22 protein-coding genes, 6 tRNA genes and 1 pseudogene are annotated in these 25,293 nt (G+C 72.4%); 11 read left to right on the top strand and 18 right to left on the bottom strand.

Annotation, left to right across the window (positions count from 1 at the left end):
* Positions 1 to 194: 194 nt before the first annotated feature.
* From IE295_RS19855 to IE295_RS19830, 6 genes are all read left to right on the top strand, one after another.
* A tRNA-Gly gene (locus IE295_RS19855) sits at positions 195 to 267 on the top strand.
* A 35-nt stretch (positions 268 to 302) separates the two neighbouring features.
* Positions 303 to 376: transfer RNA gene (locus IE295_RS19850), tRNA-Cys, on the top strand.
* A gap of 1 nt (position 377) precedes the next feature.
* A tRNA-Val gene (locus IE295_RS19845) sits at positions 378 to 452 on the top strand.
* Positions 453 to 472: 20 nt separating this feature from the next.
* Positions 473 to 544, top strand: a tRNA-Val gene (locus IE295_RS19840).
* 13 nt (positions 545 to 557) lie between these two features.
* Positions 558 to 632 (top strand) — tRNA-Val (locus IE295_RS19835).
* Positions 633 to 652: 20 nt separating this feature from the next.
* A tRNA-Val gene (locus IE295_RS19830) sits at positions 653 to 727 on the top strand.
* A gap of 189 nt (positions 728 to 916) precedes the next feature.
* Here the strand turns inward: IE295_RS19830 and IE295_RS19825 are convergent.
* Positions 917 to 1,123, bottom strand: coding sequence for a hypothetical protein (locus tag IE295_RS19825; protein ID WP_190065037.1), 207 nt, complete (start codon positions 1,121 to 1,123; stop codon positions 917 to 919).
* A gap of 304 nt (positions 1,124 to 1,427) precedes the next feature.
* Positions 1,428 to 1,574: pseudogene (locus tag IE295_RS34680) on the bottom strand (DUF8836 family protein); the annotation flags it as partial.
* Between the two features lie 274 nt (positions 1,575 to 1,848).
* On the opposite strand from IE295_RS34680, the gene IE295_RS19820 reads away from it, so the two are divergent.
* A complete protein-coding gene (locus IE295_RS19820; protein WP_190065036.1) occupies positions 1,849 to 3,246 on the top strand; it encodes a serine/threonine-protein kinase in 1,398 nt (465 codons plus the stop codon).
* 13 nt (positions 3,247 to 3,259) lie between these two features.
* Here the strand turns inward: IE295_RS19820 and IE295_RS19815 are convergent, their stop codons facing one another.
* From IE295_RS19815 to IE295_RS19780, 8 genes are all read right to left on the bottom strand, one after another.
* Complete coding sequence (locus IE295_RS19815; protein WP_190065035.1) at positions 3,260 to 4,078, bottom strand: TrmH family RNA methyltransferase; 819 nt, start codon at positions 4,076 to 4,078, stop codon at positions 3,260 to 3,262.
* A 50-nt stretch (positions 4,079 to 4,128) separates the two neighbouring features.
* Positions 4,129 to 5,361 carry a uroporphyrinogen-III C-methyltransferase gene (cobA, locus tag IE295_RS19810; RefSeq protein WP_190065034.1) on the bottom strand — a complete coding sequence of 411 codons (1,233 nt, stop codon included), beginning with the start codon at positions 5,359 to 5,361 and terminating at the stop codon, positions 4,129 to 4,131.
* 354 nt (positions 5,362 to 5,715) lie between these two features.
* On the bottom strand, positions 5,716 to 9,198 hold the full coding sequence (gene cobT, locus IE295_RS19805; RefSeq protein WP_190065033.1) for a nicotinate-nucleotide--dimethylbenzimidazole phosphoribosyltransferase: 3,483 nt from the start codon (positions 9,196 to 9,198) through the stop codon (positions 5,716 to 5,718).
* Positions 9,199 to 9,415: 217 nt separating this feature from the next.
* Positions 9,416 to 10,627, bottom strand: a complete 1,212-nt coding sequence (gene cbiE / locus IE295_RS19800; protein ID WP_190065032.1) for a precorrin-6y C5,15-methyltransferase (decarboxylating) subunit CbiE — start codon at positions 10,625 to 10,627, stop codon at positions 9,416 to 9,418.
* A 106-nt stretch (positions 10,628 to 10,733) separates the two neighbouring features.
* The gene (locus IE295_RS19795; RefSeq protein ID WP_190065031.1) at positions 10,734 to 11,384 is read right to left on the bottom strand and encodes a GNAT family N-acetyltransferase; all 651 of its coding nucleotides are present in this window, start codon (positions 11,382 to 11,384) and stop codon (positions 10,734 to 10,736) included.
* Between the two features lie 167 nt (positions 11,385 to 11,551).
* On the bottom strand, positions 11,552 to 12,421 hold the full coding sequence (locus IE295_RS19790; protein ID WP_190065030.1) for a MetQ/NlpA family ABC transporter substrate-binding protein: 870 nt from the start codon (positions 12,419 to 12,421) through the stop codon (positions 11,552 to 11,554).
* Between the two features lie 93 nt (positions 12,422 to 12,514).
* Positions 12,515 to 13,273 carry a methionine ABC transporter permease gene (locus IE295_RS19785; protein ID WP_308013120.1) on the bottom strand — a complete coding sequence of 253 codons (759 nt, stop codon included), beginning with the start codon at positions 13,271 to 13,273 and terminating at the stop codon, positions 12,515 to 12,517.
* Positions 13,270 to 14,319 (bottom strand): methionine ABC transporter ATP-binding protein, encoded by a 1,050-nt coding sequence (locus tag IE295_RS19780; RefSeq protein WP_190065029.1) that lies wholly within the window; start codon positions 14,317 to 14,319, stop codon positions 13,270 to 13,272. Before IE295_RS19780 ends, IE295_RS19785 begins: the two co-directional genes overlap by 4 nt.
* Before the next feature lie 477 nt (positions 14,320 to 14,796).
* On the opposite strand from IE295_RS19780, the gene IE295_RS19775 reads away from it, so the two are divergent.
* On the top strand, positions 14,797 to 15,156 hold the full coding sequence (locus IE295_RS19775) for a hypothetical protein (protein ID WP_190065028.1): 360 nt from the start codon (positions 14,797 to 14,799) through the stop codon (positions 15,154 to 15,156).
* Between the two features lies 1 nt (position 15,157).
* A complete protein-coding gene (locus tag IE295_RS19770) occupies positions 15,158 to 15,580 on the top strand; it encodes a hypothetical protein (protein WP_190065027.1) in 423 nt (140 codons plus the stop codon).
* Here IE295_RS19770 and IE295_RS19765 read toward each other — a convergent pair.
* From IE295_RS19765 to IE295_RS19755, 3 genes are all read right to left on the bottom strand, one after another.
* Positions 15,577 to 16,077, bottom strand: a complete 501-nt coding sequence (locus tag IE295_RS19765; RefSeq protein WP_190065026.1) for a GNAT family N-acetyltransferase — start codon at positions 16,075 to 16,077, stop codon at positions 15,577 to 15,579. The genes IE295_RS19770 and IE295_RS19765 overlap by 4 nt on opposite strands.
* Before the next feature lie 48 nt (positions 16,078 to 16,125).
* The gene (locus tag IE295_RS19760; RefSeq protein ID WP_190065025.1) at positions 16,126 to 16,620 is read right to left on the bottom strand and encodes an RNA polymerase sigma factor; all 495 of its coding nucleotides are present in this window, start codon (positions 16,618 to 16,620) and stop codon (positions 16,126 to 16,128) included.
* A gap of 77 nt (positions 16,621 to 16,697) precedes the next feature.
* A complete protein-coding gene (locus IE295_RS19755; RefSeq protein ID WP_190065024.1) occupies positions 16,698 to 17,864 on the bottom strand; it encodes a glycerophosphodiester phosphodiesterase in 1,167 nt (388 codons plus the stop codon).
* A 210-nt stretch (positions 17,865 to 18,074) separates the two neighbouring features.
* Here IE295_RS19755 and IE295_RS19750 point away from each other — a divergent pair, with 210 nt between their 5' ends.
* On the top strand, positions 18,075 to 18,752 hold the full coding sequence (locus IE295_RS19750; RefSeq protein ID WP_190065023.1) for a lysophospholipid acyltransferase family protein: 678 nt from the start codon (positions 18,075 to 18,077) through the stop codon (positions 18,750 to 18,752).
* A 13-nt stretch (positions 18,753 to 18,765) separates the two neighbouring features.
* Here the strand turns inward: IE295_RS19750 and IE295_RS19745 are convergent, their stop codons facing one another.
* From IE295_RS19745 to IE295_RS19725, 5 genes are all read right to left on the bottom strand, one after another.
* Entirely contained in the window at positions 18,766 to 19,596 is an 831-nt protein-coding gene (locus IE295_RS19745) for an alpha/beta fold hydrolase (protein ID WP_190065022.1), read from the bottom strand.
* A gap of 199 nt (positions 19,597 to 19,795) precedes the next feature.
* Complete coding sequence (locus tag IE295_RS19740) at positions 19,796 to 21,349, bottom strand: MFS transporter (RefSeq protein WP_372478862.1); 1,554 nt, start codon at positions 21,347 to 21,349, stop codon at positions 19,796 to 19,798.
* A complete protein-coding gene (locus IE295_RS19735) occupies positions 21,346 to 21,897 on the bottom strand; it encodes a TetR/AcrR family transcriptional regulator (protein ID WP_224323184.1) in 552 nt (183 codons plus the stop codon). Before IE295_RS19735 ends, IE295_RS19740 begins: the two co-directional genes overlap by 4 nt.
* A 63-nt stretch (positions 21,898 to 21,960) precedes the next feature.
* Positions 21,961 to 23,394, bottom strand: coding sequence for an argininosuccinate lyase (gene argH / locus IE295_RS19730; RefSeq protein WP_190065020.1), 1,434 nt, complete (start codon positions 23,392 to 23,394; stop codon positions 21,961 to 21,963).
* A complete protein-coding gene (locus IE295_RS19725; RefSeq protein WP_190065019.1) occupies positions 23,391 to 24,584 on the bottom strand; it encodes an argininosuccinate synthase in 1,194 nt (397 codons plus the stop codon). Before IE295_RS19725 ends, argH begins: the two co-directional genes overlap by 4 nt.
* Positions 24,585 to 24,717: 133 nt before the next feature.
* Between IE295_RS19725 and IE295_RS19720 the strand changes: the two genes are divergently transcribed.
* Entirely contained in the window at positions 24,718 to 25,263 is a 546-nt protein-coding gene (locus IE295_RS19720; protein WP_190065018.1) for a Uma2 family endonuclease, read from the top strand.
* Positions 25,264 to 25,293 lie beyond the last annotated feature (30 nt).

Raw genomic sequence — 25,293 nt, 5'->3', positions numbered from 1 at the left:
ACGTCGGAGGGAGGCTCTGCACGTCATCGAGTCTATGGCGCGGGGGTCCTGGACCGGCCCTCGCGCGGGATCAGCGCAGCACGCTGGGCAAACGGAATTTGAGCTGGCGCCGGAATCCGCTAAAGTTCAACACGTCGCCGGGACGCGGAAGCGAAACGGCGGAGCAGCTCCCGGGCGATCCGGGGGAGGCACCTGCGGACATAGCTCAGTTGGTAGAGCACCACCTTGCCAAGGTGGATGTCGCGAGTTCGAGTCTCGTTGTCCGCTCGAGTAGGGGGATCTTCCCGAACCCCCGCACTCCTGGTGGAGTGGCCGAGAGGCGAGGCAACGGCCTGCAAAGCCGTCTACACGGGTTCAAATCCCGTCTCCACCTCCAAGGACGATTAGCTCAGCGGGAGAGCGCTTCCCTGACACGGAAGAGGTCACTGGTTCAATCCCAGTATCGTCCACCAAGATCCGCATGGATCTTCCCGCGCGATTAGCTCAGCGGGAGAGCGCTTCCCTGACACGGAAGAGGTCACTGGTTCAATCCCAGTATCGCGCACGCAGCACGACCCGGACGATTAGCTCAGCGGGAGAGCGCTTCCCTGACACGGAAGAGGTCACTGGTTCAATCCCAGTATCGTCCACCAAGATCCGTACGGATCTTCCCGCGCGATTAGCTCAGCGGGAGAGCGCTTCCCTGACACGGAAGAGGTCACTGGTTCAATCCCAGTATCGCGCACCATCCCATGGCCGGTGGCCGGGGCTCCCAGAGCTCCGGCCACCGGTCTTTTGCGTACGGACGAAGTGCGGGGAAACGCGAGGGGCCGGGCACCTCCCCAGGTGCCCGGCCCCTCGTGCCGTCCGCCGCACCCCCGTCCCCACGGGGTCATGCCGTTCCCGGCCCGGGCCGCTCTCCCGGGCCCGGGGCGCCTCAGCGCCCCAGCATCCCGGCCACGGACGACGCTTGTGTGACGACGGCATCCCAGCCGCCGAAGACGACGGCCAGAAGGGCCGCCAGCGGCAGCACCATGGCCGCCGCGACGAGCGGGTGGCGAGTGGAGGACGGGCGCTGCCCGAAGACGTCCACCTGCTGCCGGGTCCGCGCCCGGCCGCCGGGGCGTTCCGCGTAGTGCGCCATCGGTCCTCTCCTTCCCGCCCGCTCGTGGTCCCGGGATCCCGCTCTGCACGTTCGCCCGGTGTGTCGCCTGCTTGGGGGCGGCGGGCACCTGACCTCGGGGGACGAGTGTTCGCGCCCGCCGCTTGCCTTCAACACTAGGTGCGGGACCGCCGCCGGGCGTCATGCCCTCGTACCGCTTGACGGTTCTCCGCGAGGATGAGGCTCCACCCCCGGAGCTACTCCCATGGGTGGAGACCCCACCCCCGCGCCTTGGGGTCCTCCCCGAGGGGACGCCCCTCCCGTCCGTCCACGCGCCCGTCCGCGACGCCCCGCCCCGGGTGACTTCGCTCACTTCCACCACGCCCCGGCGGGCGGCCGCCTCCGCCCTCCGGACGGCCCGGCCCGCCATCACTTCATACGTTCGAGTCGTGCTCCCCGCATCCGCGACGCTCTCCGCCCGGTGCCCCCTCACGGCGCCAATCCCCCTTTCGCTGCGGCCCCTTGAGCCGCCGGTCCGGGGCCGGTGGCGGGATTCCGACGCCCCGCGCCCGCGCTTCGGGCGTCCCGCGCGGCACCGACAATCCACTTGCCGACGCATGCGCGGCCTCGCAGCGCGACCGTCCGTCAATCCGTAAGCTGTGCCACGTCAGAGGCCGGGCGGCCAACGGGGCCTGACGGCCGACCAAGGGGCCGGACGGCCGAAGGGCAGCGATGTGGGGCAGCCCCACCGGAGGTAGGGGACGAACATGACGATGATGCGGCTCCGGCGCGAGGACCCGCGTGTCGTCGGCTCCTTCCGGCTGCACCGCAGGCTGGGCGCGGGCGGCATGGGCGTGGTCTACCTGGGCTCCGACCGGCGCGGGCAGCGCGTGGCGCTGAAGGTCATCCGTCCGGACCTCGCCGAGGACCAGGAGTTCCGCTCCCGCTTCGCCCGCGAGGTCTCCGCCGCCCGGCGCATCCGCGGGGGCTGTACGGCGCGGCTGGTGGCCGCCGACCTGGAGGCGGACCGGCCGTGGTTCGCCACACAGTACGTGCCGGGGCCCTCCCTGCACGACAAGGTGAACGAGGAAGGGCCCCTGTCGGCCGCTCAGACCGCCTCCATCGGGGCGGCGTTGGCGGAAGGACTGCTGGCGGTGCACGACGCCGGCGTCGTGCACCGGGACCTCAAGCCGTCGAACATCCTGCTCTCCCCCAAGGGCCCCCGCATCATCGACTTCGGCATCGCCTGGGCCACCGGGGCCAGCACGCTGACCCACGTGGGCACGGCCGTGGGCTCCCCCGGCTTCCTGGCCCCCGAGCAGGTGCGCGGCGCCGCCGTGACCCCCGCGACGGACGTCTTCGCGCTGGGCGCCACGCTGGCCTACGCCTCGACGGCCGACTCTCCGTTCGGGCAGGGCAGTTCGGAGGTCATGCTCTACCGCGTCGTGCACGAGGAGCCGCAGCTCATGGGCGTGCCGGACGCGCTGGCCCCGCTCATCCACGCCTGCCTGGCCAAGGACCCGGAGGAGCGGCCCAGCACCCTGCAGCTCTCGCTGCGGCTGAAGGAGATCGCGGCGCGCGAGGCGCACGGGCTTGCCGAGGGCCGTCCGCCGTCCCCGCGCCGCGAGCCGGACCGGCCGTCGGCGCGGCGTGCCGCGGAGTACGAGCGGCAGCGCACCGAACGGCGGCCGGGCAGCGCGCCCACGCCGCGGCCCCACCGCGCGGGAGCGGGAATCGATGCCCCGCACGCCTCGCACACCCCGCATGCCTCGCACGCCCCGCACGGCGTGCCGGCGCCCGGGCCGACGGCGATCGACCGGCGTGGGCTCGCGGGGGCGCGGCAGGGCGGGGCACGGGACCGGAACACCTCCCGCACCGGGGCCCGTACCGGCGCCCGTACGCGCCCGGGGGCCGGGCCGCGGCGCCCGGGGCCGGACCGGAAGCTGCTGCGGCAGCGGCTCATCGTCTTCGTCGTCGTGACGCTGCTGGTCGCGCTCGGGATCGCGGCCGCGCAGGGGTGCCAGGGGCCGGCTCGCAGTTCTGGGGAGCTGCCGGGGGCTTCTGTTGCGCCGCTTGTGCCGGAAGCGGCGCTTGCGCCGGAGGCGGTGGGGGTTCCGGAGGTTTCGGGCGCCGGCGGTTTCGGGGGCCGGGAGACCGGCCGCTAGCGGGCGGACAGCCCTACGCCGTCGGGCGGCCCGTTGTCACCGCGTAGAACGCCACCGCCGCCGCCGCGCCCACGTTGAGCGAGTCGACTCCGTGCGCCATCGGGATGCGGACCCATTGGTCGGCCGCGCGCAGCGCGCGGTCGGACAGGCCGTCACCTTCCGCGCCCAGCATGAGCGCCACCCGCTCCAGGCGGTGCGGGGCCGCCTCGTCCATGGACGTGGCCTTCTCGTGCGGGGTGAGGGCGAGCAGGCCGAATCCCGCCTCGCGCACCGCCTCCAGATCGGCCGGCCAGCTGTCCAGGCGGGCGTAGGGGACGGAGAACACCGCACCCATGGAGACCTTCACCGAGCGGCGGTAGAGCGGGTCGGCGCAGTCCGGGGAGAGCAGGACCGCGTCCATGCCGAGCGCCGCCGCGCTGCGGAAGATCGCGCCGATGTTGGTGTGGTCCACCAGGCCCTCCAGCACGGCCACCCGGCGTGCGGAACGCAGCAGCTCACCGGCCTCGGGCAGCGGCTTGCGCCGCATGGAGGCGAGCGCGCCGCGGTGGACGTGATAGCCCGTCACCCGCTCCGCGAGGTCCGGGGTCACGGCGTAGACGGGGGCCGTGCTCTCCTCGATGACGTCCCGCATCACCTCGACCCACTTGGCCGTCAGCAGCATGGACCGCATCTCGTAGCCGGCCTGCCCGGCGCGGCGGATCACCTTCTCGCCCTCCGCGATGAACAGCCCCTCCTCGGGCTCGCGGCGGCGGCGCAGCTCGACGTCCGTCAGGCCGGTGTAGTCGTGCAGGCGGGGGTCGTCGGGGTCGTCGATGGTGATGAGGTCGGCCATGCTTGTGTCCTGGTTCGGTGTGGCGGGTGGTCCCGGGGGGCCGGGGGTGGTCAGCCGTTGAGCGTCTGGGCCGTCGTTACTACCTCGCCGATCACGATGACCGCCGGCGGGCGTATGCCCTCCGCCGCCGTCCTCTCCCCCACGGTCTCCAGGGTCGCGTCCACGCGGCGCTGGGCGGCGGTGGTTCCCTCCTGCACCACCGCCACGGGCGTGGCGGCGGGGCGGCCGTGCCGGATCAGCGTCGCCGCGATCGCGGCGATGTTCTCCACCGACATCAGCAGGACCAGCGTGCCGCGCAGGCGGGCGAGCGCCTCCCAGTCGACCAGCGAGCGCGGGTCGTCGGGCGCCACGTGGCCGCTGACCACCGTGAACTCATGTGCCACCCCACGGTGGGTGACGGGGATTCCGGCGGCCGCCGGGACGCTGATCGAGCTGGAGATGCCCGGGACGACGGTGCACGGGATGCCGTGCTCGGCCAGCGCCTGGACCTCCTCCATGCCGCGGCCGAAGACGAAGGGGTCGCCGCCCTTGAGGCGGACCACGGCCTTTCCGGCCTTGGCGTGCTCGATCAGGGCGTTGTTGATGACCTCCTGGGCCATGAAACGGCCGTAGGGGATCTTGGCCGCGTCGATGACCTCGACGTGCGGGGGAAGTTCGTCGAGGAGGTCACGCGGGCCCAGGCGGTCGGCGACGACCACGTCCGCCTCGGCGAGCAGGCGGCGGCCCCGGACGGTGATCAGGTCCGGGTCGCCGGGCCCGCCGCCGACGAGGGCGACGCCCTTGACGCGGGCGCGGTGGTGGGGGGCGGCGAGCGAACCGTCGCGCAGGCCCTCGACCACCGCGTCGCGCACGGCGGCGGAGCGGCGGGGGTCCTGGCCGGTGAGCACGGCGACCGTGACGCCCGCGGCGCGACCGGTGGCCGGGGTCCAGGCGGAGGCGGCGTCGGCGTCGTCGCTGCGTACGGCCCAGACGCGGCGGGCCTCGGCCTCGGCGGAGGCCGCCTCGTTCGCGGCGGGGTCGTCGGTGGAGATCAGGGCGTACCAGGCGCCGTCCAGGTCGCCGTCGCGGTAGCGGCGGCGCTCCCAGCGCAGTTCACCGGCCTCGGCCATGGCCTCCACGGAGGGGGTGGCCGAGGGGGAGATCAACAGGACGTCGGCACCGGCGGCCAGGAGGGCGGGCAGACGGCGCTGGGCAACCTGTCCGGCACCCAGGACGACGACCCGGCGCCCGGCGAGGCGCAGTCCGACGGGGTAGGCGGCGACGTGTGCGTGCAGCTCGGCCATGGTGCGGGCTCCTCGTGCGAATGCGCTGGTGGGGACACCTTACGTGGGGGCGGGTGCGTTGTGGGGCGGGGCCGGTGCGGGAGGGGCCGGGCCCTTCCGGGGCTGGATTATTTACGGCCCGGAACCCTCAACGGGGACAGTTGCCCCGTACTTGGGCCGCAAATAACCCCTACGCCCCTACCAGGGCCCGGCCCCTCCCACCCCGGCCCCTCCGGTCGACGGCCGACTACCGCCGGCCTGTTTGTGGGCAGTCGTTCCGCAGGGCTGGGGGCACCTCCCAGCGGTAGCTGGGGGAGGGTGGGCACAAACCCGACTACCGGGCCGCGCCCACCCCTTACGGCACCCCCAAGGGCGTCAGCCCTTCTCGGTGACGCCCGCCGTGTCGAACGTCGCCACCTCGTGCATCGCACGCGCCGCACTCTGCACCACCGGAAGCGCCAGCAGCGCCCCGGTGCCCTCGCCCAGGCGCAGGTCGAGGTCGACCAGCGGGCGCAGGCCCAGCTTGGTCAGCGCCGCGACGTGGCCGGGCTCGGCGCTGCGGTGGCCGGCGATGCACGCCGCCAGTGCCTCCGGCGCGATCGCGCGGGCGACCAGCGCCGCGGCCCCGGCGCTGACGCCGTCCAGGATCACCGGTGTGCGCAGCGACGCGCCGCCCAGGATCAGGCCGACGAGCGCCGCGTGCTCCAGGCCGCCGACCGCGGCCAGGACACCGATCGGGTCCTGGGGGTCCGGCTGGTGCAGCTCCAGCGCGCGGCGGACGACGTCGATCTTCCGGGCGTGCATCTCGTCGTTGATGCCCGTGCCGCGGCCGGTGATCTCCGCCGGGTCCGCGCCCGTGTACACCGCGATCAGGGCGGCCGACACGGTCGTGTTGGCGATGCCCATCTCGCCCGTGAGCAGTGCCTTGTTGCCGGCCGTGACCAGGTCGCGGGCCGTCTCGATGCCCACCTCGACGGCCTGCAGCGCCTCCTCGCGGGTCATCGCGGGGCCGCTGGTGAAGTCGCTCGTACCGGGGCGGATCTTGCGCGGCAGCAGGCCCGGCGTGCTGGGCAGCTCGCCCGCCACGCCGACGTCGACGACGACGACCTCGGCGCCCACCTGGTTGGCGAAGGCGTTGCAGACCGCCCCGCCGCCCAGGAAGTTGGCGACCATCTGCGAAGTGACCTCCTGGGGCCATGCCGTGACGCCCTGGTGGTGCACCCCGTGGTCGCCGGCGAAGATCGCGACGGCGGCGGGCTCCGGGATCGGCGGCGGGCACTTGCGCGACAGGCCGCACAGCTGCGCGGAGATGATCTCCAGCATGCCGAGCGCGCCGGACGGCTTGGTCATCCGCTTCTGGCGCTCCCACGCCTCGCCGAGCGCCTTGGCGTCCAGCGGGCGGATGCCGCGCAGGGTCTCCGCGAGGAGGTCGTGCGGGTCCTCGCCGGGCAGCGCCCTGCGCCCGTACTCCTCCTCGTGCACCACCCACGACAGCGGGCGCCGCTTCGACCAGCCGGCCTGCATCAGCTCGGGCTCGTCCGGGAACTCGTCGACGTAGCCGACGCAGAGGTAGGCGACGACCTCCAGGTGCTCCGGGAGGCCGAGCGTACGGACCATCTCGCGCTCGTCGAAGAAGCTGACCCAGCCGACGCCGAGGCCCTCGGCTCGCGCGGCGAGCCAGAGGTTCTCCACGGCGAGCGCGGAGGAGTACGGCGCCATCTGGGGCTGGGTGTGCCGGCCCAGGGTGTGGCGGCCGCCCCGGGTGGGGTCGGCGGTGACGACGATGTTGACCGGCGTGTCGAGGATGGCCTCGATCTTCAGTTCCTTGAACTGCTTCGCCCGCGCCTTCGGAAGCGACTTGGCGTACGCCTCGCGCTGGCGGGTGGCCAGCTCGTGCATCGTCCGCCGGGTCTCCTCCGAGCGGATGACCACGAAGTCCCACGGCTGGGAGTGGCCCACGCTGGGCGCCGTGTGCGCGGCCTCCAGGACGCGCAGCAGCACCTCGTGCGGGATCGGGTCCCGGCGGAAGCCGTTGCGGATGTCCCGGCGCTCGCGCATCACGCGGTGCACGGCTGCGCGCTCCGCCTCGTCGTAGCCGACTGCCGGGGGGCCGAGGGGTTCCGGTTCGGGCGTCGGTTCGGCGGTCGCTTCGGGGGCGGCTTCGGGCGTCGGTTCGGGGGCCGGCTCGAGGGCCGGTTCCGGGGTCGGCTCGAGGGTCGGTTCGGGGGTGGGCTCCTGTGCCGGTTCCGGAGTCGGCGCCGGTTCCGGTTCCGGTTCCGGTTCCGGTTCCGGCGTCGGAACCGGCGTGGGAACCGGTGCGGGCTGCGGCTCGGGGGCCGGGGCCACTGCTGGGGTCGGCTCCGGGGCGATTGTCTGCTCGGGGGCCGGGGCCGGGACCGGCACTGCCTCGGGGGCCGGGGCCTCTTCGGGGGCCGGGACCGGCTCCGAGGCAGGTGCGATCTGCTCAGGGGCCGGCACCTGTGCCTGCTCCGGCGCCTGCGGCTCGGGCGCTTCCGCTGCCTCCGGGGTCACGGGGGCCTCGGCCGGCGCCTCGGGCTCCGGCTCCGCGGCCGGCTCAGCCACCGGCTCCGGCGCGGGCGCCACCGCTTCCGGCGTCTGCTCCACGGGCGCGGGCTGCGGGGCCTCGGCCTGCACCGGCTCCGGCGCGGGGGCGACGGGGGCCGACTCGGCCACCGGCTCCGGCGCGAGGGCGACCGGGGCCGGCTCGGGCTCCGGCTGGGCGGGCACCGCCACGGGCTCCGGGGCGGCCTGCACGGGCTCGGCCACGGGCTCCGCCTGGACCGGCTCCTGCTCCTGGGCCGGTTCCTGGACCGGCTCGGCCGGCGCCTCGTCAGCGGCGGGCTGCTCCGGGGCGGGTACGACGGCCGGAACCGGCACCTCGGCCACCACGGGCTCCGCCTGGACCGGCTCGGCCGGCGCCTCTTCCACGACCGGCTGCTCCGGCGCGGGGGCAGCGGCTTCGGGGGCCGCGGCCTCGACCGGTACCTCGGTCACCTCGGCAACCGGTGCGGGCTCGGGCTCGGCGACCGGGGCCGGTGCCGGCGTCGGTTCGGCGACGGCCTCCGCCGCGGGCTGCTCCGACGGGACGTCGGCCGGCGCCGGCTGCGTCAGCGCCGAGGCGACCTCCTGGGTCGCCCTGGCGATGACCGCCTGCGCGGCGTCCGCGCTCGGCACGGGCGGCACCGGCTGCGCCGCCGGGGCGGGCTCGGAGCCCAGGTCGAGGCTCTCCGCCGGCGCGGCGGGAGCGGCGGGGGGCGTTGACGTCGCGTCAGCCTGCGGGGCGGGCTCGGCGAGTATCTCGGGCGCCGGGGCGGTGGCGACGGCCTGCGCCTCGCCCTGCGGCGGGACGAAGGGCTCGGCCGGGGCGTCGAGGTACTCGACGCCGCCCACCGGCGGGGCCGGCGGGTGGACCGGGGAGCCGACGGGCTGCTGCTGGGTGGCGGGGCCGCGGTCGGCGAGGGAGCGGACGACGCCGCTGGTGGGGTCCGGCACGGGCGGGCCCATGTGCAGCGGGCGGCGCGGCGGGGTGGCGGCGGGCGCGGCCGCCGGGGGCGGGGTGCGTACGCCGGTGTAGTCGAGGGAGCCCGTGTCGCGGCCGCCCGTCTCGTGCGTACCGCCCTGGACGGGCGGCTGCTCCATCCAGGCGCCCTGGGCGCCCGGCATCAGCAGCAGGTCGTCCTCGTCCGCGGTGTCCTGCTCGAGGAAGGCGTACGTCGAGTGGGTCGCGGGAGCTCCGGTGTCGGCAGGGGCCGCGGCGTCCGCGTGATGCGGGTGGCCGGGCAGTGCGCCTGCGTTCTCCGGCTGTCCCTCGTCCGGGAACCGGCCGGTGTCGGTCATGCGTACCCCTCGCCCATCGGTAGTGCTCCTTCCAACCGCTCACGCCCATAGACAAGAACGAGCGTGCATGCCTCGCGGCACGTTGTGTGCCGTCCGTGTCACCTTGCCCTGTACGCGCCAATCGAGGGGGGCGTTCGGAGCATTGGCGACTGTGGTGTCGGACACCGGGCGGCTGCACAACGATCCGCCAGCCTACCCTCCGCGCCTTCCCCGGGCCTCAGGGGTGCGTGCGACGGCCACTCAGGAGGAAGGCTACGGCGCGCTCGCGCTCGGTCCAGGCGGCTGTGTCCAACTCCACTGCCTGGAGCAACGTGCACTCCACCGCGTAGCCGCCTTCGGCGAGGGCGCGGCCGATGGCCTCGGCGTCGTCGCGGGTGGCGGCGTGGGCGACGATCCGCTCGGGGCGGCGGTCGGCGCAGGCGGCGACGACGGGTGCGCCCCCGCCGCCGACGCGGACGACGTCGGGTTCGGGGAGGTCCTCCAGGACCTGGGGGGCGGTGCCCTGGACCACCTGCAGTTGCACGCCGTGGTGGCGGGCCGCGGCGGCGGTGCGGCGGCAGGCGTCGGGGGACTGGTCGACGGCGATGACGGCCGCGCCGAACCGGGCGGCCTCGACGGCGGCGGCGCCGCTGCCGGAGCCGATGTCCCACACCAGGTCGCCCACGCGCGGCCCGAGCCGTGCCAGTTGGGCGGCGCGCAGCTCGGTGGACTCGCCCTCGCCGGGCCGGCCGGCGTAGGCGTCGGCGGGCAGCGCCCAGCCGCGCACGCCGGAGGGGTAGCCGGCGTCGCGGCCGGCGATCCAGCCGCCGCCCAGGACCGGTTCCCCCGAGCCGCCGATGACGATGACGACGTTGGGGTCGCGCCAGACGTGGTCGACGGCCCGGTCGGAGGTGAGGACGGTGACCTCTTCGCGCTCGGTGCCCAGTTCCTCGCAGATGACGAAGGTGCGGTGGACGGGTCCGAGGAGGAGGGCGAGTTCGGCGGGGCCGGCGCCGGGCGAGGTGAGGACGGCGACCTTGGGGTGGGCGCGGCAGACGTTGACGGCGCGTCGCAGGTCGCGGCTGTGGGCGACGACGACCTGGGCGTCGTCCCAGGGCATGCCGGCCCGGGCGAAGGCGGCGGCGACGGAGGAGACGGCGGGGACGACCTCGACCTCGAGGCCGTGCTCCGGGCCGCGCAGGGTGCGGACGACGCCGAAGAAGCCGGGGTCGCCGTCGGCGAGGACCACGGCCGAGCCGCGGTGCTGGGCGATGCGCCGGGCGGCGAGGTCGATGCTGCCCAGGCGGATGCGTTCGGCGGCGGGCGGGACCTCGGGCAGGGCCAGGTGGTGCGCGGCGCCGGCCACCAGGGTGGCCGCGCCGAGGGCGGAGCGGGCCGCGTCCGTCAGCGGTGAGCCGTCCCATCCGATCACCGTGACCCGGTCGGCCATCGTCGTCAGTCTCCTGGGCTTGTCGCGGGTCGGGCCCGCGCGGAGGCGGGCAGGGTGAGGGTACCCCGGTCGGGTGGGCCGGGGCCGGGGGCGGGCGGTGGCCCGCTCAGCGCCACTCGGGGAAGGTGGCGGCGTAGTCGGGGTAGTCGTAGCCGCCGCCGGGGGCCTCGCGGAACTCGTCGAGGTCCTCGGGCAGCAGGCTCCAGACGATGAGGTCGGTGCGGAGCTCGGTCCAGCCGGCGTCCTCGGTGCGGCTGCGCGCTATCCAGGCGTTGCGCAGGACGCCCTCGCTGACGCAGCCGATCTTCTGGGCGACCTGCTGGGCGGCGCTGTTGTCGGCGGCGGTGCGCAGTTCGAGTCGTTCGAACTTCTGGTCGCGGAAGAGCCACTGGGCGACGGCGAGCACCGATTCGCAGGCGTAGCCCTCGCCGCGGGCCCAGGGCGCGGTGACGTAGGAGACCTCGGTGGTCAGGGTCCGCCAGTCGGTGTTGCGCAGGTGGAGGGTGCCGACGAGGCGCTGGGTGAGGAATTCGGTGACCGCAAAGACGATTCCGCGCCCGGAGATGCGTTCCGAGGGGGCCCGGCGCAGGGCCCAGTCGCGGGCGTCGGCGGTGGTGTAGGGGTGCGGGGCGGAGGTCCAGGCGGTGATGAGCTCGTCGTTCATCATCTCGGCGAGCGGGGAGACGTCTCCCGCCTCGAACGGGCGCAGCACCAGCCGGTCCGTACTGATGGAGATGTCCGGAAAGGTGGATGTCATGTGCTGCTCCAACGCCGGTGCGAGATTGCTCGGGGGTGGTACCGGTCTGGCTCGGGTGCACCAGCATGCAGCATCGGCAGGTGGATACGCCAAGTGTCAGGCCCCGCGCACGGGCGGTTCGTGTGCGCGGGGCCTGCGACCGTACGAATGGCCGAGATTACAAGGTGTCAGCTCTTGGGAGCGCCGAAGGCGGGGATGACGGCGCCGTTGCTGAACTTCTGCTCGATGAACTTCTTGACCTCGTCGGAGTTGAGGAGCTTGGCGAGCTTGGCGATGCGGGGGTCGCCCTCGTTGCCCTTCTTGACGGCGAGGAAGTTGGCGTAGGGGTTGCCGTCCGCCTTCTCCAGGGCCAGGGAGTCCTTGGCGGGGTTGAGCTTGGCGCCGATGGCGAAGTTGCCGTTGATGACGGCGGCGTCGACGTCGGCCAGGCGGGAGGGGATCTGGGCGGCCTCGAGCTCGGTGAACTCGATGCCCTTCTTGTCCTCGATGTCGGAGAGCTTGGCCTCGGCGCCCACGCCCGCCTTGAGCTTGATGACGCCGTTGTCGGCGAGCAGCTTCAGGGCGCGGCCCTCGTTGGTGGCGTCGTTGGGGACGGCGATGGTGGAGCCGGAGCCGAGGTCGCCGACCTTCTTGTCCTTCTTGGAGTACAGGCCCAGCGGCTCGATCTCGACGTTGACAACGGGAACGATGTCCGTCTTGTTCTTCTTGTTGAAGTCGTCGAGGTACGGCTTGTGCTGGAAGAAGTTCGCGTCGACGTCGCCGTTCTGGGTGGCGGTGTTCGGCAGGACGTAGTCGTTGAACTCCTTGACCTCCAGGTTCAGGCCGGCGTCCTTGGCGAGCTTGTCCCTGACGAAGTTCAGGATGTCCGCGTGCGGGGTGGGGCTGGCGGCGACGACGAGCTTGGCGGCCGGGTCGGCGTCCTTGCCCTTCTTGCCGGAGCTCGAGGAGGTGTCGGAGGGGGCGCTGCAGGCGCTCAGGCCGAGGGTGAGTGCGGCGGCTGCGGCGGCGACGGCGGTGAGCTTGACGGTGGTACGCACGAAGAGTGCCTCTTTCTTGTTCTCACGAGGTGTTGCTGCCCGGCAAAGGGTCCGGGCTCGTGGGTTCTCGGGGTACGGCCGGTGGCCGTGGGCCTATGCGGCCTTGGTGGGCTCCGCGGCCTCGGGGGCGGTGCGGGGCCTGGGGACGGCGGGGGCCCAGAGCCTGCGCAGGCCCACGGCCTGGGCCTGGCGGCCGGTGCGCCGGGTCAGCCGGCGCGCGGCCAGGTCGCCGGCGAGCTGGACGATCGTCACGATGGCGATGAGCAGCACGATGGTGACGTTCATCAGGCCGGTCTCGTGGCGCATGTAGCCGTAGGTGATGGCGAGGTTGCCCAGGCCGCCGCCGCCGACCGCGCCGGCCATGGCGGAGTAGCCCAGGAGGGCGATGACCGTGGTGGTCAGGCCGGCGATGAGGGAGGGCAGGGCCTGCGGGAGGAGCACCTTGAAGATCACGGTGAAGGTGCCGCCGCCCATCGACTGGGCCGCCTCGATCAGGCCGTGGTCGACCTCGCGGATCGCGGTCTCCACCAGCCGGGCGAAGAACGGCACGGCGCCGATGACCAGGGCCACCACGGCGGCGCTGGGGCCGATGGAGGTGCCGACGATCAGCCGGCTGAAGGGGATCAGCCAGACGAGCAGGATGATGAAGGGCAGCGAGCGGCCGAGGTTGACGATCACGCCGATGACCTTGTTCACCACGACGTTCTGCAGGAGCGCGCCGCGGTCGGTGAGGACCAGCAGCAGGCCCAGCGGGATGCCGCCGACGACCGCCCAGACGGTGGACCACCACACCATGAAGAGGGTGTCGAGACAGGCGTCGCGCAGCAGTGGCTGCATCTCGGTCCAGGTCACTTGGCACCTTCCTTCAGGAGCGCGTCGGCGGGTGCCGGGGTCTTGGTGTCGGCGACGTCGACCTGGAGGCCCTGCTCGCGCAGGAAGCCGATCGGCACGACGTTCTCCTCGAAGCGGCCGGGCAGCTCGATGCGCATCCGGCCGACCTGCTTGCCGGCGACGGTGTCCATCGCGGCGCCCAGGATCGAGATGTCGATGTTGTACGTGCGGGAGAGCTGCGAGATGACCGGCTGGGTGGCCGCCTCGCCGTGGAAGGTGACGTCCACGACGGTGCGGTCGGGGCCGGAGGCCTCGCCGCCGACGGGGAAGAGCTCGGCGGCGAGCTCGGAGCCGGGGGTGGCGAGGATCTCGGAGACGGTGCCGGACTCCACGACCCGGCCGCCCTTCATCAGCGCGGCGGAGTCGCAGATGGTCTTGACGACCTCCATCTCGTGGGTGATGAGGAGGACGGTCAGGCCCAGCTGCTGGTTGAGGTCGCGCAGCAGCTGGAGGATGGAGCGGGTGGTCTCCGGGTCGAGCGCGGAGGTCGACTCGTCGGAGAGCAGCACCTTGGGGTCGCCGGCCAGGGCGCGGGCGATGCCGACGCGCTGCTTCTGGCCGCCGGAGAGCTGGGCGGGGTAGGCCTTGGCCTTGTCGGCGAGGCCGACGAGGTCGAGCAGCTCGAGGGCCTTGCGCTCGCGCTCCTTGCCGGAGACGCCGAGGATCTCCAGCGGCAGCTCGATGTTGCTCTGCACCGTGCGCGAGGAGAGCAGGTTGAAGTGCTGGAAGACCATGCCGATGCGGCTGCGCGCCCTGCGCAGTTCGGCGCCCGCGCGGGGGCCTCGGCCGGCCAGCGCCGTGAGGTCCTGTCCCGCCACGGTGACCGTGCCGGAGCTGGGGCGCTCCAGGAGGTTGACGCAGCGGATGAGGGTCGACTTGCCGGCGCCGCTCTGGCCGACGACGCCGTACACCTCGCCCTCGCGGACGTGCAGATCGACGCCGTCGAGGGCGGTGACCTCGCGGCCGCCTGAGCGGTAGACCTTTGTCAGGCCCGTAGTGGTGATCACAGGGGGATTCCGTCACTGTCGAGTGCGCGGCGGTGAATGCCGGCACGGGCAATTCATTGCGGAACGCGGCATAGGGGTCCTCACGGTGCGCGGAGGGCGCGGATGAGGGAGTTCCTGGTGACGCGGGGCGGGGAGCTGTTCGTTCCGGCCGGGGTGGCCGGTACGGGCTCTACGGGGTCTCGCTTCGGGGCGCGAGGCACGGACGGGGGCCCTCAGCAGTCACACATTCGACACATGCGACGAGCAGCACCGGGCGTCGTCATCGCCTCGGTCGCAAGGATGCGGGTGCTCGTCGTGGTCATGCGGGCAAGTAAAACAGAAGCCTGTGCGAATAAGCCAAGCCTGTCCGAATAGCGGACAGGGTGGTTCAGTCCGTGGACGCTCCGGGGTCGCTCACGGCCGTACGGGCGCGGGCCATTAGAGTCGGTACATGCCTGTCACGCCCCATCCGCACACCCGCGCCGTCCGGGGGCCGCGGTGATCCACGCGCTGACGCTCGCGGCCGGCCTGGCCGCGCTCGCGCTGGCCGCCTGGTGCGGCTTCGCCTTCTCGCGGGACCAGTCCACCAAGGACTGGCACTTCATCGGCATGGCCGTGGTCTCCCTGCTCGCCGTGGTGCAGCTCGTCATCGGCGTGGTGCGGCTGGCCGGCGGCGACAAGCCCGAGCAGGGCACGGCGATCTTCGTCGCCTATCTGCTCGGCGCGGCGGCCGCGGTGCCCGCGGCGGGCTTCATGTCCCTGGCCGAGCGCACCCGCTGGGGCTCGGCCACCGTCACGGCGGGCGCCGTGATCCTCGCCGTGCTCGAGGTGCGGCTCTACGACATCTGGGGAGGCTGACGTGACCGAATCGACCGATGCGGGGCAGCGGTCCGGCTTCGACCTGGGGCAGGGCCCCGGCCGGCTGCTGGTCTGGCTCTACGGGGTGTTCACGGTCGCGGCGGCGTCCCGCTCGGCCGTCCAGATGCTCATGGACTTCGGCAGGGCGCCGCTCGCGTACGTGCTCTCGGCCGGCGCCGCCGTGGTGTACGCCTTCATCACGTACTCACTGGTGCGCGGCGGGGAGTCGGCCCGCCGGGCGGCGCTGGTGTGCTGCGCCGCCGAGCTGGCGGGCGTCCTGGTCGTGGGGACGTGGACGCTGCTCGAGCCGTCCGCCTTCCCCGACGCCACGGTCTGGTCGGACTACGGCATGGGCTACCTCTTCATCCCGGTCATCCTGCCGGTGACCGCCATGGTCTGGCTGCGCCGGGCGCCGCGCTCCTAGGCGCTGGCCGCCAGCGCCGGCCGGGCCTCCTTCTCCAGGGTGACCAGCGTGAAGGCGCGGGTCACCACCTGGGATCCGGTGCGCTCGTAGCCCCACTTGCGGTACAGCCGCAGATTGCCCTCGCTGCGCTGGCCGGTGGCCAGCCGGTAGCGCTTGGCGGCCCACTCCCCCGCCAGCCGCTCCTCGAGGGCGGCGAGCAGCCGCCCGCCCAGGCCGTGCCGCTGCATCCGGGGGTGCACGATGAGGCCGGTGATCACGGCCGTGCCCTCGGCGTCGACCGTGCCGCGCACCGAGCCGACGACCTCCTCGCCGAGCCGGGCCACGAGCACGCAGCCTTGGCCCAGTTCGGCGCGCAGGTCGTCGAGGGTCTGGGTGAGGGGCTCGATGGAGTAGTCGCCGTAGAGTGCGGCCTCGCTCTGGTAGCAGAGGTACTGGAGCTTGAGGATCTGTTCGGCATCGTCCCCGGCCGCGGCCGAGATGGTCACGCTCATGCCCATGTGCGCATGCCTCCCCTGGTGGGTCGCTTAACGCTCCTTTCCCCCGGGTCAAGGAGCCGCAATCTCTGCCATGAGCATTCTGCGCAGGCATCCCAGGCAACGGGAACGTACGGGTCCCAGAGATCCTTGTGACATTCCCAACTTCCCTGCGATTTCCCGGTAGGTCGGGTCACTCGAGGAGAGCAGGGCGCCGAGCAGGTGCGGGCAGCGGCCGGGCAGCCTGCGGACGGCGGCGCGCAGCTCGCGGCCCGCCTCGGCGTCCAGCACCGTCTGTTCGACGCCGGGCGAGGTGGTGGGCGGCGGCTGCGCGGTCGGGTCGTAGGGCACCTCGCGGCGCGCCCGGCGCCGTGCAGCACGGGCCTCGGCCCGTACGGTCGCCCGTAACCGCACCGCCGACACGGCCGTGCGGCCGTCGCTGAGCAGCCGTACCCACACGCCCTGTTCGAGGTCGGCGGGGTCCACTCCCCCGGCCGCGGCCGCCTCGGCGGCGCACTCCGCCTTCAGCAGCGGGCCCAGTCCGGTCAGAAGATCACTCTGCGTCACGGGAACCGGGACGCGTGCCCGGCCGCCGGCGGTTTCCGCGGCGACCGGGCACCACCCGTCCGGGGGATGCCGGCGGGTCAGCCCTTGACGAAGTCCGCGCGGGCGAGCGCCCCGGTGTCGGGGTTGTCGGTGAAGATGCCGTCGATGCCCGTCGCGAAGTACGTCTTGAACGCCCCGAACGCGTCACCGTAGGCGTTCGGGTCCGTGCCCCGGCGGAAGTCGGCCGGCAGGAAGCTGTTCTCGTTGCGCATCGTGTACGGGTGCAGGATCAGCCCGGCGGCGTGGGCGTCGCGCACCAGCGTGGTGGGCTTGGTGAGCCTGTCGTCCTTGTCGCGCGGGATGACGAGGTTCAGCCACGGGCCGATGCCCTGGGCGAAGCCCGAGACCCACTTCAGGCCCTTGGGCGTGATGAGGTCGGCGACCGTCCGCGGGTCCTTGGCTTCGGTGAAGTCCCAGGGCCGGGTCGGCAGGTCGTCCAGCAGCAGGACCTTGGGGCAGTCGATGCCCAGCCTGTTCAGCCGCTGGAGGCTGCTGGGCTCGAAGGACTGCAGGAAGGTGTAGCCGTCGCGGCCGGCGCGGCCGTAGCGGCGCAGCAGCTTGGCCAGGCGCTCCTCCAGGCCCAGGCCGGCCTTGCGGAAGTACGTGGGGTGCTTGGTCTCGACGTGCAGCCATATCCGGCGCCCGCGCTTGCGGCCCTGCTCCTCGGCCCACTTGAGGACCTCTTCGAAGGTGGGCACCTGCCAGCGGCCGTCGTAGAGGGTGTTGTGCTGGCGGGTGGCGGGGATGCGCTCCTTGGCGCGCAGCGTCTTCAGCTCGGCGAGGGTGAAGTCCTCGGTGAACCAGCCGGTGTGGGCCTCGCCGTCGACGGTCTTGGTGGTCTTGCGGGAGGCGAACTCCGGGCGCGAGGCGACGTCGGTGGTGCCGGTGATGTCGTTCTCGTGGCGGCAGACCAGGTGGCCGTCCTTGGTGGGGACGAGGTCCTGCTCGATGACGTCCGCGCCGTTGTCGAGGGCGAACTGGTAGGAACCGAGGGTGTGCTCGGGCCGGGAGCCGCTGCAGCCGCGGTGTCCGACGACGGTCGGCACCGGCAGGTCCTTGTAGGAACCGCCGTGGCCGCCGCGGCGCGCCGCGGACTCCGCCGCCGACGCCGGGGTCACCGCGCCGCCGAGGGCGACCGCCCCCGCGCCGAGGGCCGCCGCCGCTCCCAGCACCGTACGCCTGCCGGGCCGCTGCTCATGCTGCATGAACTCTCCTCGTTCCGTGGTGGTGCGCTGCGGGGCGATCGTATGCACGTACGACTTCCCTGATGAAGAACGGAAACGGAACGGAGTGAAAAGTCACGTCAACACTCTGTTTCGAGTCGGTCAACCCCGCGTGCACAGGGGTGGTACCCACGAGTATCGTCAGCGACCGCGCCCTGTGCGCCAGTCCGAACACCACGACCGGAGGGTCCGTTGTCCCGCATCTTGCTCAAGGCGTTTCTCGGGTTGCTCATGCGCGTCCTGTACCGCCCGAAGGTGGAGGGGGCCGAGCACATCGCGGACAGCGGGCCGGTGATCCTCGCCGGGAACCACACCACGTTCATCGACTCGCTCTTCCTGGCCCTGATCGTCAAGCGTCAGGTGTTCTTCATCGGCAAGGACGAGTACGTCACGGGCAAGGGCGTCAAGGGCCGGCTGATGGCGTGGTTCTTCAGCTCCTCGGGCATGATCCCTGTCGACCGCGACGGCGGCAACGGCGGCGTGGCCGCGCTGATGACGGGCCGCCGGGTGCTGGAGGAGGGCAAGATCTTCGGCATCTACCCGGAGGGCACCCGCTCCCCCGACGGCCGGCTCTACCGCGGCCGCACCGGCATCGCCCGCCTGACGCTGATGACGGGCGCGCCGGTGGTGCCGTTCGCCATGATCGGCACCGAGAAGGTCCAGCCGAGCGGCAAGGGCCTGCCCCGCATCGCGCCGGTGACGGTGCGCTTCGGCGAGCCGCTGGACTTCTCCCGCTACGAGGGCATGGACCGCGACCGTTACGTTCTGCGCGCCGTCACCGACGAGGTGATGAGCCAGGTGATGGAGCTGTCGGGCCAGGAGTACGTCGACATGTACGCCACCAAGGCCCGCGAGGCCAAGGCCGCCTGACGGCCCCCGGGTGCTACGCCCCGCCGAGGCAGCGGGGCTGGAAGCCCGGGTCGGCCGGGCCCTTGCGGCCCAGCGCGTTGAGCACCCACTGGGCGACGACCGGGTCCTTGGTGGCCTGGTCGTGCATGTAGAGGTCGAGCGGGCACTTGTCCTGCAGCACGACGTTGGTGAGGTGCTCGGCCGGGCCGCTCAGCAGGGCGCTGGTGTAGGGGATGACCACCTCGTCGTAGCGGGTGGTGACGACCGTGTAGTCCGGGCCGGCCGGGGTCTCGTCGCCCTCGTTGAGCTTCTTGAGCAGGTCGGAGCCGACCTGCTGGTCCACGCACGACGGGCAGAAGGTCCAGCCGGCGGGGATCGCGAGCGGGTTCTTCGTGCCGTGGTTGGAGGGGACGATGCCCACGAGGTCGTCGACCTTGGCGGCGCCGCCGAGGAACTTCACGTAGTAGCGCGGCATCATGCCGCCCTGGCTGTGCCCGACGATGTCGACCTTCTCGGCGCCCGTGGCGCCGCGCACGGCCTCCACGAAGTCCGAGAGCTCCTGGGCGGCCTGGGGTATCGGGTCGGTCTCCATGTGCCCGTAGTTGAAGGCGAAGACGCAGTAGCCCGCGTCCTTCAGCGCCGGGGAGAGCTTGGCCCAGTTCTCGACCATCAGCTTGAAGGTGCCGTTGACCAGCACGACCGGCTGCGGGTGCGCCGAGTCCGGCTTGCAGGACCAGTCGTTGGCGCCCTTGGGCGGGATGTCCAGCGGCGAGGCGGACGCCGGGGTGGCGGTGAGCCCCATGAGGCTCAGCGCGGCGGTGGCCGCGGCGGCGACCAGGAACCGTGCGGTGGTGCGCAGACGCATGTGGGGGAATCCTTTGAACACGGCGTCCCACAGCGGACGCCCTCGTCCGAACCACGTTCGACAATGTCGACCGGTGGACGTGATGTTCTCCGGCACATAAGGAGCGCGTCAAGGGAGTTACTCGCCGGTAAACATCACAGGGGCCGGGGCTTGCCAGCCCCGGCCCCTGTGATGTTTGCTCATCCGAGCTGTATCCGGCTCAGCCGCCGTACCCCTCCTCCAGCCGCTGTCCGCGCAGCAGGAACCAGGCCGCCACGGCCGTGGCCAGCAGCACCACGGCGCCGACCCCGGACGCGATCCGCAGCCCCTCCACGAAGGCCTCCTGCGCCGAGGACAGCAGCGCCTGGCCCGTGTCCGCGGGCAGCGCCGACGCCGACTGGACCGCGCCGCCCAGCGACTCGCGGGCCTCGTTCGCCTGCGCGGCCGGCACGCCCGGGGGCACGGCGAAGTCGCGGTAGACGCCGGTGACGATCGACCCGAGCAGGGCGATGCCGAGCGCGGCACCGAGCTCGTACGCCGTCTCGGAGACGGCCGAGGCGGAACCCGCCTGCTCCTTGGGGACGCTGGAGAGGATCACGTCGGCGGTGACGGTGAACGAGAAGCCGGCGCCGACGCCGACGATCAGCAGCACCACGCCGAGCACCGGATAGTCGGTGTCGGGGGACAGCCACATCAGCGTCGCCAGCGCCACCCCGATCGCCGCGAGGCCGCCCGTCACCACCGAGCGCACCGAGAAGCGCCGGGCCGCCTGGCCGGCGAGCAGGCCCGCCGTCACCGCGCCGACGGCCGCGGGCAGTTCCGCGAGCCCCGCCTCCAGCGGGCTGCGGTCCTGCACCAGCTGCAGGAACTGGGAGAGGAAGAAGACCATCCCGGACAGCCCCAGCACGGTCAGCAGGTCGGCCAGCACGGCGCCGGAGAAGCCCCGGTGGTGGAAGAGCCGCATGTCCAGCAGCGGCGACGGGAGCCGGAGCTGGCGTCGTACGAACCACACCAGCGCCAGCGCGCCGGTCGCGGCCACGAGGGCGATGGGCCAGGTCAGGCCGTGGGTCGCCGCCTCCTTGATCGCGTAGACGACCGCCACGATGCCGACCATCGACAACACCACGCTGATCAGGTCCCAGGGCCCCGGCGAGGGGTCCCGGGACTCGGGCAGCAGCTTGATGCCGACCAGCACCAGCACCGCCATGACCGGCAGGTTGATCAGGAAGACCGAGCCCCACCAGAAGTTCTCCAGCAGGAAGCCGCCCACGACCGGGCCCACGGCCGCGCCCGCCGACGCCATCGCGCCCCAGATGCCGATGGCCAGGCTGCGTTCCTGGGGGTCGTGGAAGAGGTTGCGGATGAGGGCGAGGGTGGAGGGCATCAGCGTCGCGCCCGCCACGCCCAGCAGGGCGCGGGCCGCGATCATCATCTCGGGGCTGCTGGCATAGGCGTTGAGCACGGAGACCGCGCCGAACGCCACCGCGCCGCACAGCAGCAGCTTCTTGCGGCCGATGCGGTCCCCGAGGCTGCCCATGGACACCAGGAGTCCGGCGATGACGAAGGAGTAGATGTCACCGATCCACAGCAGCTGGGTGCCCGACGGCTGCAGGTCCTCGCTGAGGAAGGGCGTGGCGAGGCCCAGGACGGTGGCGTCGATGGCGACGAGCAGCACGGCCAGGGCGAGGACGGCGAGGGCGAGCCAGCGGCCCCGCCGCGGCTCTTCCACCGGCGCGGGCGCACCGGGCGCCGGGCCGGCGGTCTTGGCGCTCACCGCTCGGCCCTCCGCTGCGCCCCGCCGAGCAACAGCTCGGAGACCATGCGGGTGAGGTCCTTGGCGGCCACCCGCCCATCCTGCACGGCCCACGCCCCCGAGGCGATCAGCCCGTACAGCGCGTCGGTGAGCCAGGCGGGTGAGAGGTCGATGCGGAAGGCACCCTCCTCCTGACCGCGGACGAAGAGGGCGTGGACGCGGGCGTCCAGGCGGTTCCAGCCCTCGTCGACCGCGCCCTCGAAGAGCTGGTTCTCGGTGTAGAGGAACGACAGGATGCCGGCGACCGGCTCGGCCTTCTCGATCAGCCTGCGCACGGCCTGCGCCGCGTCGCCCTCGTCGAGCCGGGCCTCGTCCAGGGCACGCTCGAACTGGTCGATGCCGAGCCGTTCCAGGGCCCGTACGAGTGCGTCGCGGCCGGCGAAGTGGCGGTGGAGGGTGGCGCGGCTGATGCCGGCGGCCTTGGCGATCTCGTCCATGGAGGCGGTCGCCTTACGGGTGAGCAGGGCTGCGGCTGCTCTCAGTACGTGCTCACGGCGGTCAACACTCATGAGACGACCATAACCCGAATGAGACATGGATGTCTCATTCGGGTTATGGTCGTCTCAAAATGATCACCCGTGTCGCGTAGCGTCCGCCCATTCCCGCTGGACGGCCAGGTCCGCCTTGACCTCCTGCAGCTGCACCACGACCGCCGAGGGAGCCGTGCCGCCGCGCCCGCTGCGCGAGGCCAGCGCGCCCGGCACGCTGAGGACCGAGCGCACATCGGGGGTCAGGTGCGGGGAGATGGCGGCGAACTGCTCGTCGCTCAGCCCGTCCAGCTCGATGCCCCGCGCCTCGCACTCCTTGACGCACTCCCCCGCGACCTCGTGCGCCACACGGAACGGCACGCCCTGCTTGACCAGCCATTCGGCGATGTCCGTGGCCAGCGAGAAACCGGCGGGGGCCAGCTCCTCCATCCGGGCGCGGTTGACCGTGAGGGTCGCCATCATCCCGGTGAAGGCGGGAAGCAGGACCTCCAGCTGGTCGCAGGAGTCGAAGACCGGCTCCTTGTCCTCCTGCAGGTCGCGGTTGTACGCGAGCGGCAGGGCCTTGAGCGTGGCGAGCAGCCCGGTGAGGTTGCCGATCAGCCGCCCGGACTTGCCGCGCGCCAGCTCGGCGATGTCCGGGTTCTTCTTCTGCGGCATGATCGAGGAGCCGGTGGAGAAAGCGTCGTGGAGGGTCACGAAGGAGAACTCCTTCGTGTTCCAGATGATGATCTCCTCGGCGATCCGCGACAGGTCGATGCCGATCATGGCCGTGATGAACGCGAACTCGGCGACGAAGTCACGCGAGGCCGTGCCGTCGATGGAGTTCCCCACCGAGCCCCGCTCGAAGCCGAGGTCGGCGGCGACCGCCTCCGGGTCCAGCCCGAGGGAGGACCCGGCGAGCGCCCCCGACCCGTACGGCGAGACGGCCGTGCGCTCGTCCCACTGCCGCAGCCGCTCCGCGTCCCGCGACAGCGCCTGGACGTGCGCGAGCACATGGTGGGCGAAGAGCACGGGCTGGGCGTGCTGCAGGTGCGTACGCCCCGGCATGGCGACGTCCGGGTGCGCCTCGGCGAGGCCGACGAGCGCCTCCTGGAGATCGGCGACCAGACCGCCGATGATCCGCGCGTGGTCGCGCAGGTACATCCGGAAGAGCGTGGCGACCTGGTCGTTGCGGGACCGCCCGGCGCGCAGCTTGCCGCCGAGCTCGGGGCCGAGCCGCTCCAGCAGACCGCGCTCGAGGGCGGTGTGCACGTCCTCGTCGGCGATGGTGCCCGTGAACGTGCCGGCGGCGACGTCGGCCTCGAGCAGTCCGAGGCCCTCGATCATGCGCTGGAGCTCGTCGGCGGTCAGCAGCCCGGCCTTGTGCAGGACCCGGGCGTGGGCCCGGGAGCCGGCGATGTCGTACGGGGCGAGCCGCCAGTCGAAGTGGACGGAGGCCGAGAGTTTGGCCAGGGCCTCGGCCGGTCCGTCCGCGAACCGGCCGCCCCACAGGCGTACGCCCTGCTGCTCGTCGCTCACACCAGGTCCCGCTTGGCCGCGATCTTGGCGGAGAGACCGAAGATCTCGATGAAGCCCTTCGACATGGACTGGTCGAACGTGTCGCCCGTGTCGTAGGTGGCGAGGTTGAAGTCGTACAGCGACTGGGCGGACTTCCGGCCCGTCACGACGGCCCGGCCGCCGTGCAGGGTCATCCGGATGTCGCCGGAGACGTGCTGGTTGGCCTCGGCGATGAAGCCGTCCAGGGCCCGCTTGAGCGGCGAGAACCACATGCCGTCGTAGACCAGCTCGGCCCACCGCTGCTCCACGCCCCGCTTGTACCGGGCGAGCTCGCGCTCGACGGTGACGGCCTCCAGCTCCTTGTGCGCGGTGATCAGCGCGATGGCTCCGGGCGCCTCGTAGATCTCCCGGGACTTGATGCCGACCAGCCGGTCCTCGACCATGTCGAGCCGCCCGATGCCCTGGGCGCCGGCCCGCTCGTTGAGCTGCTGGATGGCCTGCAGCACGCTGACGGGCTTGCCGTCGAGGGCGACGGGGACACCCTGCTCGAAGGTGATGACCACCTCGTCGGCCTCGCGGGGCGTGGCCGGGTTGGCGGTGTAGTCGTAGACGTCCTCGATCGGGGCGTTCCAGATGTCCTCGAGGAAGCCGGTCTCGACGGCCCGGCCGAAGACGTTCTGGTCGATGGAGTACGGCGACTTCTTGGTCGTCGCGATCGGCAGGCCCTTGGCCTCGCAGAAGGCGATGGCCTTGTCCCGGGTCATGGCGTAGTCGCGGACCGGGGCGATGCACTTCAGCTCGGGGGCGAGGGAGGAGATGCCGGCCTCGAACCGGACCTGGTCGTTGCCCTTGCCGGTGCAGCCGTGGGCGACGGTGGTCGCGCCGTGCTTCTCGGCCGCGGCCACCAGGTGCTTGACGATCGTGGGCCGCGAGAGGGCGGAGACCAGGGGGTACCGGTCCATGTAGAGGGCATTGGCCTTGATCGCCGGGAGGCAGTACTCCTCGGCGAACTCGTCCTTGGCGTCGGCGACCTCCGCCTCCACCGCACCGCAGGCGAGCGCGCGCTTGCGGATGACGTCCAGGTCCTCGCCGCCCTGGCCGACATCCACGGCGACGGCGATGACCTCGGCGCCCGTCTCCTCGGCGATCCAGCCGATGGCGACGGAGGTGTCAAGGCCGCCGGAGTAGGCGAGTACGACGCGCTCGGTCACGGGATTCTCCTTACGGTGCTGCATGTACTGGTAGGCATAACTATGCAGTGCGCCGTATGTTTCGTCAATAGCTCGCGGGAGTGAATGTTGCGCCGGGCCCGCAGGGAGGCCATGTGCCCAGGGGGCTTGGCGCATGCCATGGCCACTCGACCTCCTCGTGAGCACGTTCCACGCCATCTGCGAGCACCAGGGAGGCATCAAGATCGACGTGGTGGGCGACCGAATCGTGATCGCGATGCGGACCGGGGTCCACTGTTCGACGGACTTCGACGCCCAGGAGGCTGCACGCGCGGCAGGCCTGGCCGACGAACGGGTGCTGTCCAACGTGCTGATCGAGTTCCCGGCGGAAGCCCCGCGCGTACCGGACGTGTCGATCCTCAGGGACGGCCGGCTCGAGGAGCCCTACTCGCACGAGGATCTGCTGGTCGCGGTTGAGATCGTCTCCACCGAGCACGACGGGTACGACTTCGCACTCAAGGAGGAGCAGTACGCGCGGTCCGGCGTCCCGGCGTTTCTGATCATCGACCCGTTCCGCGGCGAGTGCGACCTGCTCACCCGCCCCGTGGACGGCAGGTACGCCACCCGCCGGCTGCACAAGTACGGCGACACCATCCACCTGCAACTGGCCGACGGCGGCAAGATCGACATCCCCACGGACACCTTCGACCGCAGGAGGTGACGACCCCCGATTTGGATCACGGCGCGGAAC

Source organism: Streptomyces griseocarneus (genome assembly GCF_014655595.1).
In the GTDB taxonomy this organism is placed as follows: Bacteria; Actinomycetota; Actinomycetes; order Streptomycetales; family Streptomycetaceae; genus Streptomyces; species Streptomyces griseocarneus.
The sequence above is the reverse complement of the archived record's forward strand: the minus strand, read 5'-3'. Positions and strand labels throughout refer to the sequence as shown.

What these genes read in the sequence shown, in the direction of transcription:
- IE295_RS19825 (WP_190065037.1), bottom strand. Translation starts at nt 1,123, where the DNA reads ATGGCGCACTACGCGGAACGCCCCGGCGGCCGGGCGCGGACCCGGCAG.
- IE295_RS19820 (WP_190065036.1), top strand. Translation starts at nt 1,849, where the DNA reads ATGACGATGATGCGGCTCCGGCGCGAGGACCCGCGTGTCGTCGGCTCC.
- IE295_RS19815 (WP_190065035.1), bottom strand. Translation starts at nt 4,078, where the DNA reads ATGGCCGACCTCATCACCATCGACGACCCCGACGACCCCCGCCTGCAC.
- cobA (WP_190065034.1), bottom strand. Translation starts at nt 5,361, where the DNA reads ATGGCCGAGCTGCACGCACACGTCGCCGCCTACCCCGTCGGACTGCGC.
- cobT (WP_190065033.1), bottom strand. Translation starts at nt 9,198, where the DNA reads ATGACCGACACCGGCCGGTTCCCGGACGAGGGACAGCCGGAGAACGCA.
- cbiE (WP_190065032.1), bottom strand. Translation starts at nt 10,627, where the DNA reads ATGGCCGACCGGGTCACGGTGATCGGATGGGACGGCTCACCGCTGACG.
- IE295_RS19795 (WP_190065031.1), bottom strand. Translation starts at nt 11,384, where the DNA reads ATGACATCCACCTTTCCGGACATCTCCATCAGTACGGACCGGCTGGTG.
- IE295_RS19765 (WP_190065026.1), bottom strand. Translation starts at nt 16,077, where the DNA reads ATGGGCATGAGCGTGACCATCTCGGCCGCGGCCGGGGACGATGCCGAA.
- IE295_RS19755 (WP_190065024.1), bottom strand. Translation starts at nt 17,864, where the DNA reads ATGCAGCATGAGCAGCGGCCCGGCAGGCGTACGGTGCTGGGAGCGGCG.
- IE295_RS19745 (WP_190065022.1), bottom strand. Translation starts at nt 19,596, where the DNA reads ATGCGTCTGCGCACCACCGCACGGTTCCTGGTCGCCGCCGCGGCCACC.
- IE295_RS19735 (WP_224323184.1), bottom strand. Translation starts at nt 21,897, where the DNA reads ATGAGTGTTGACCGCCGTGAGCACGTACTGAGAGCAGCCGCAGCCCTG.
- IE295_RS19720 (WP_190065018.1), top strand. Translation starts at nt 24,718, where the DNA reads ATGCCATGGCCACTCGACCTCCTCGTGAGCACGTTCCACGCCATCTGC.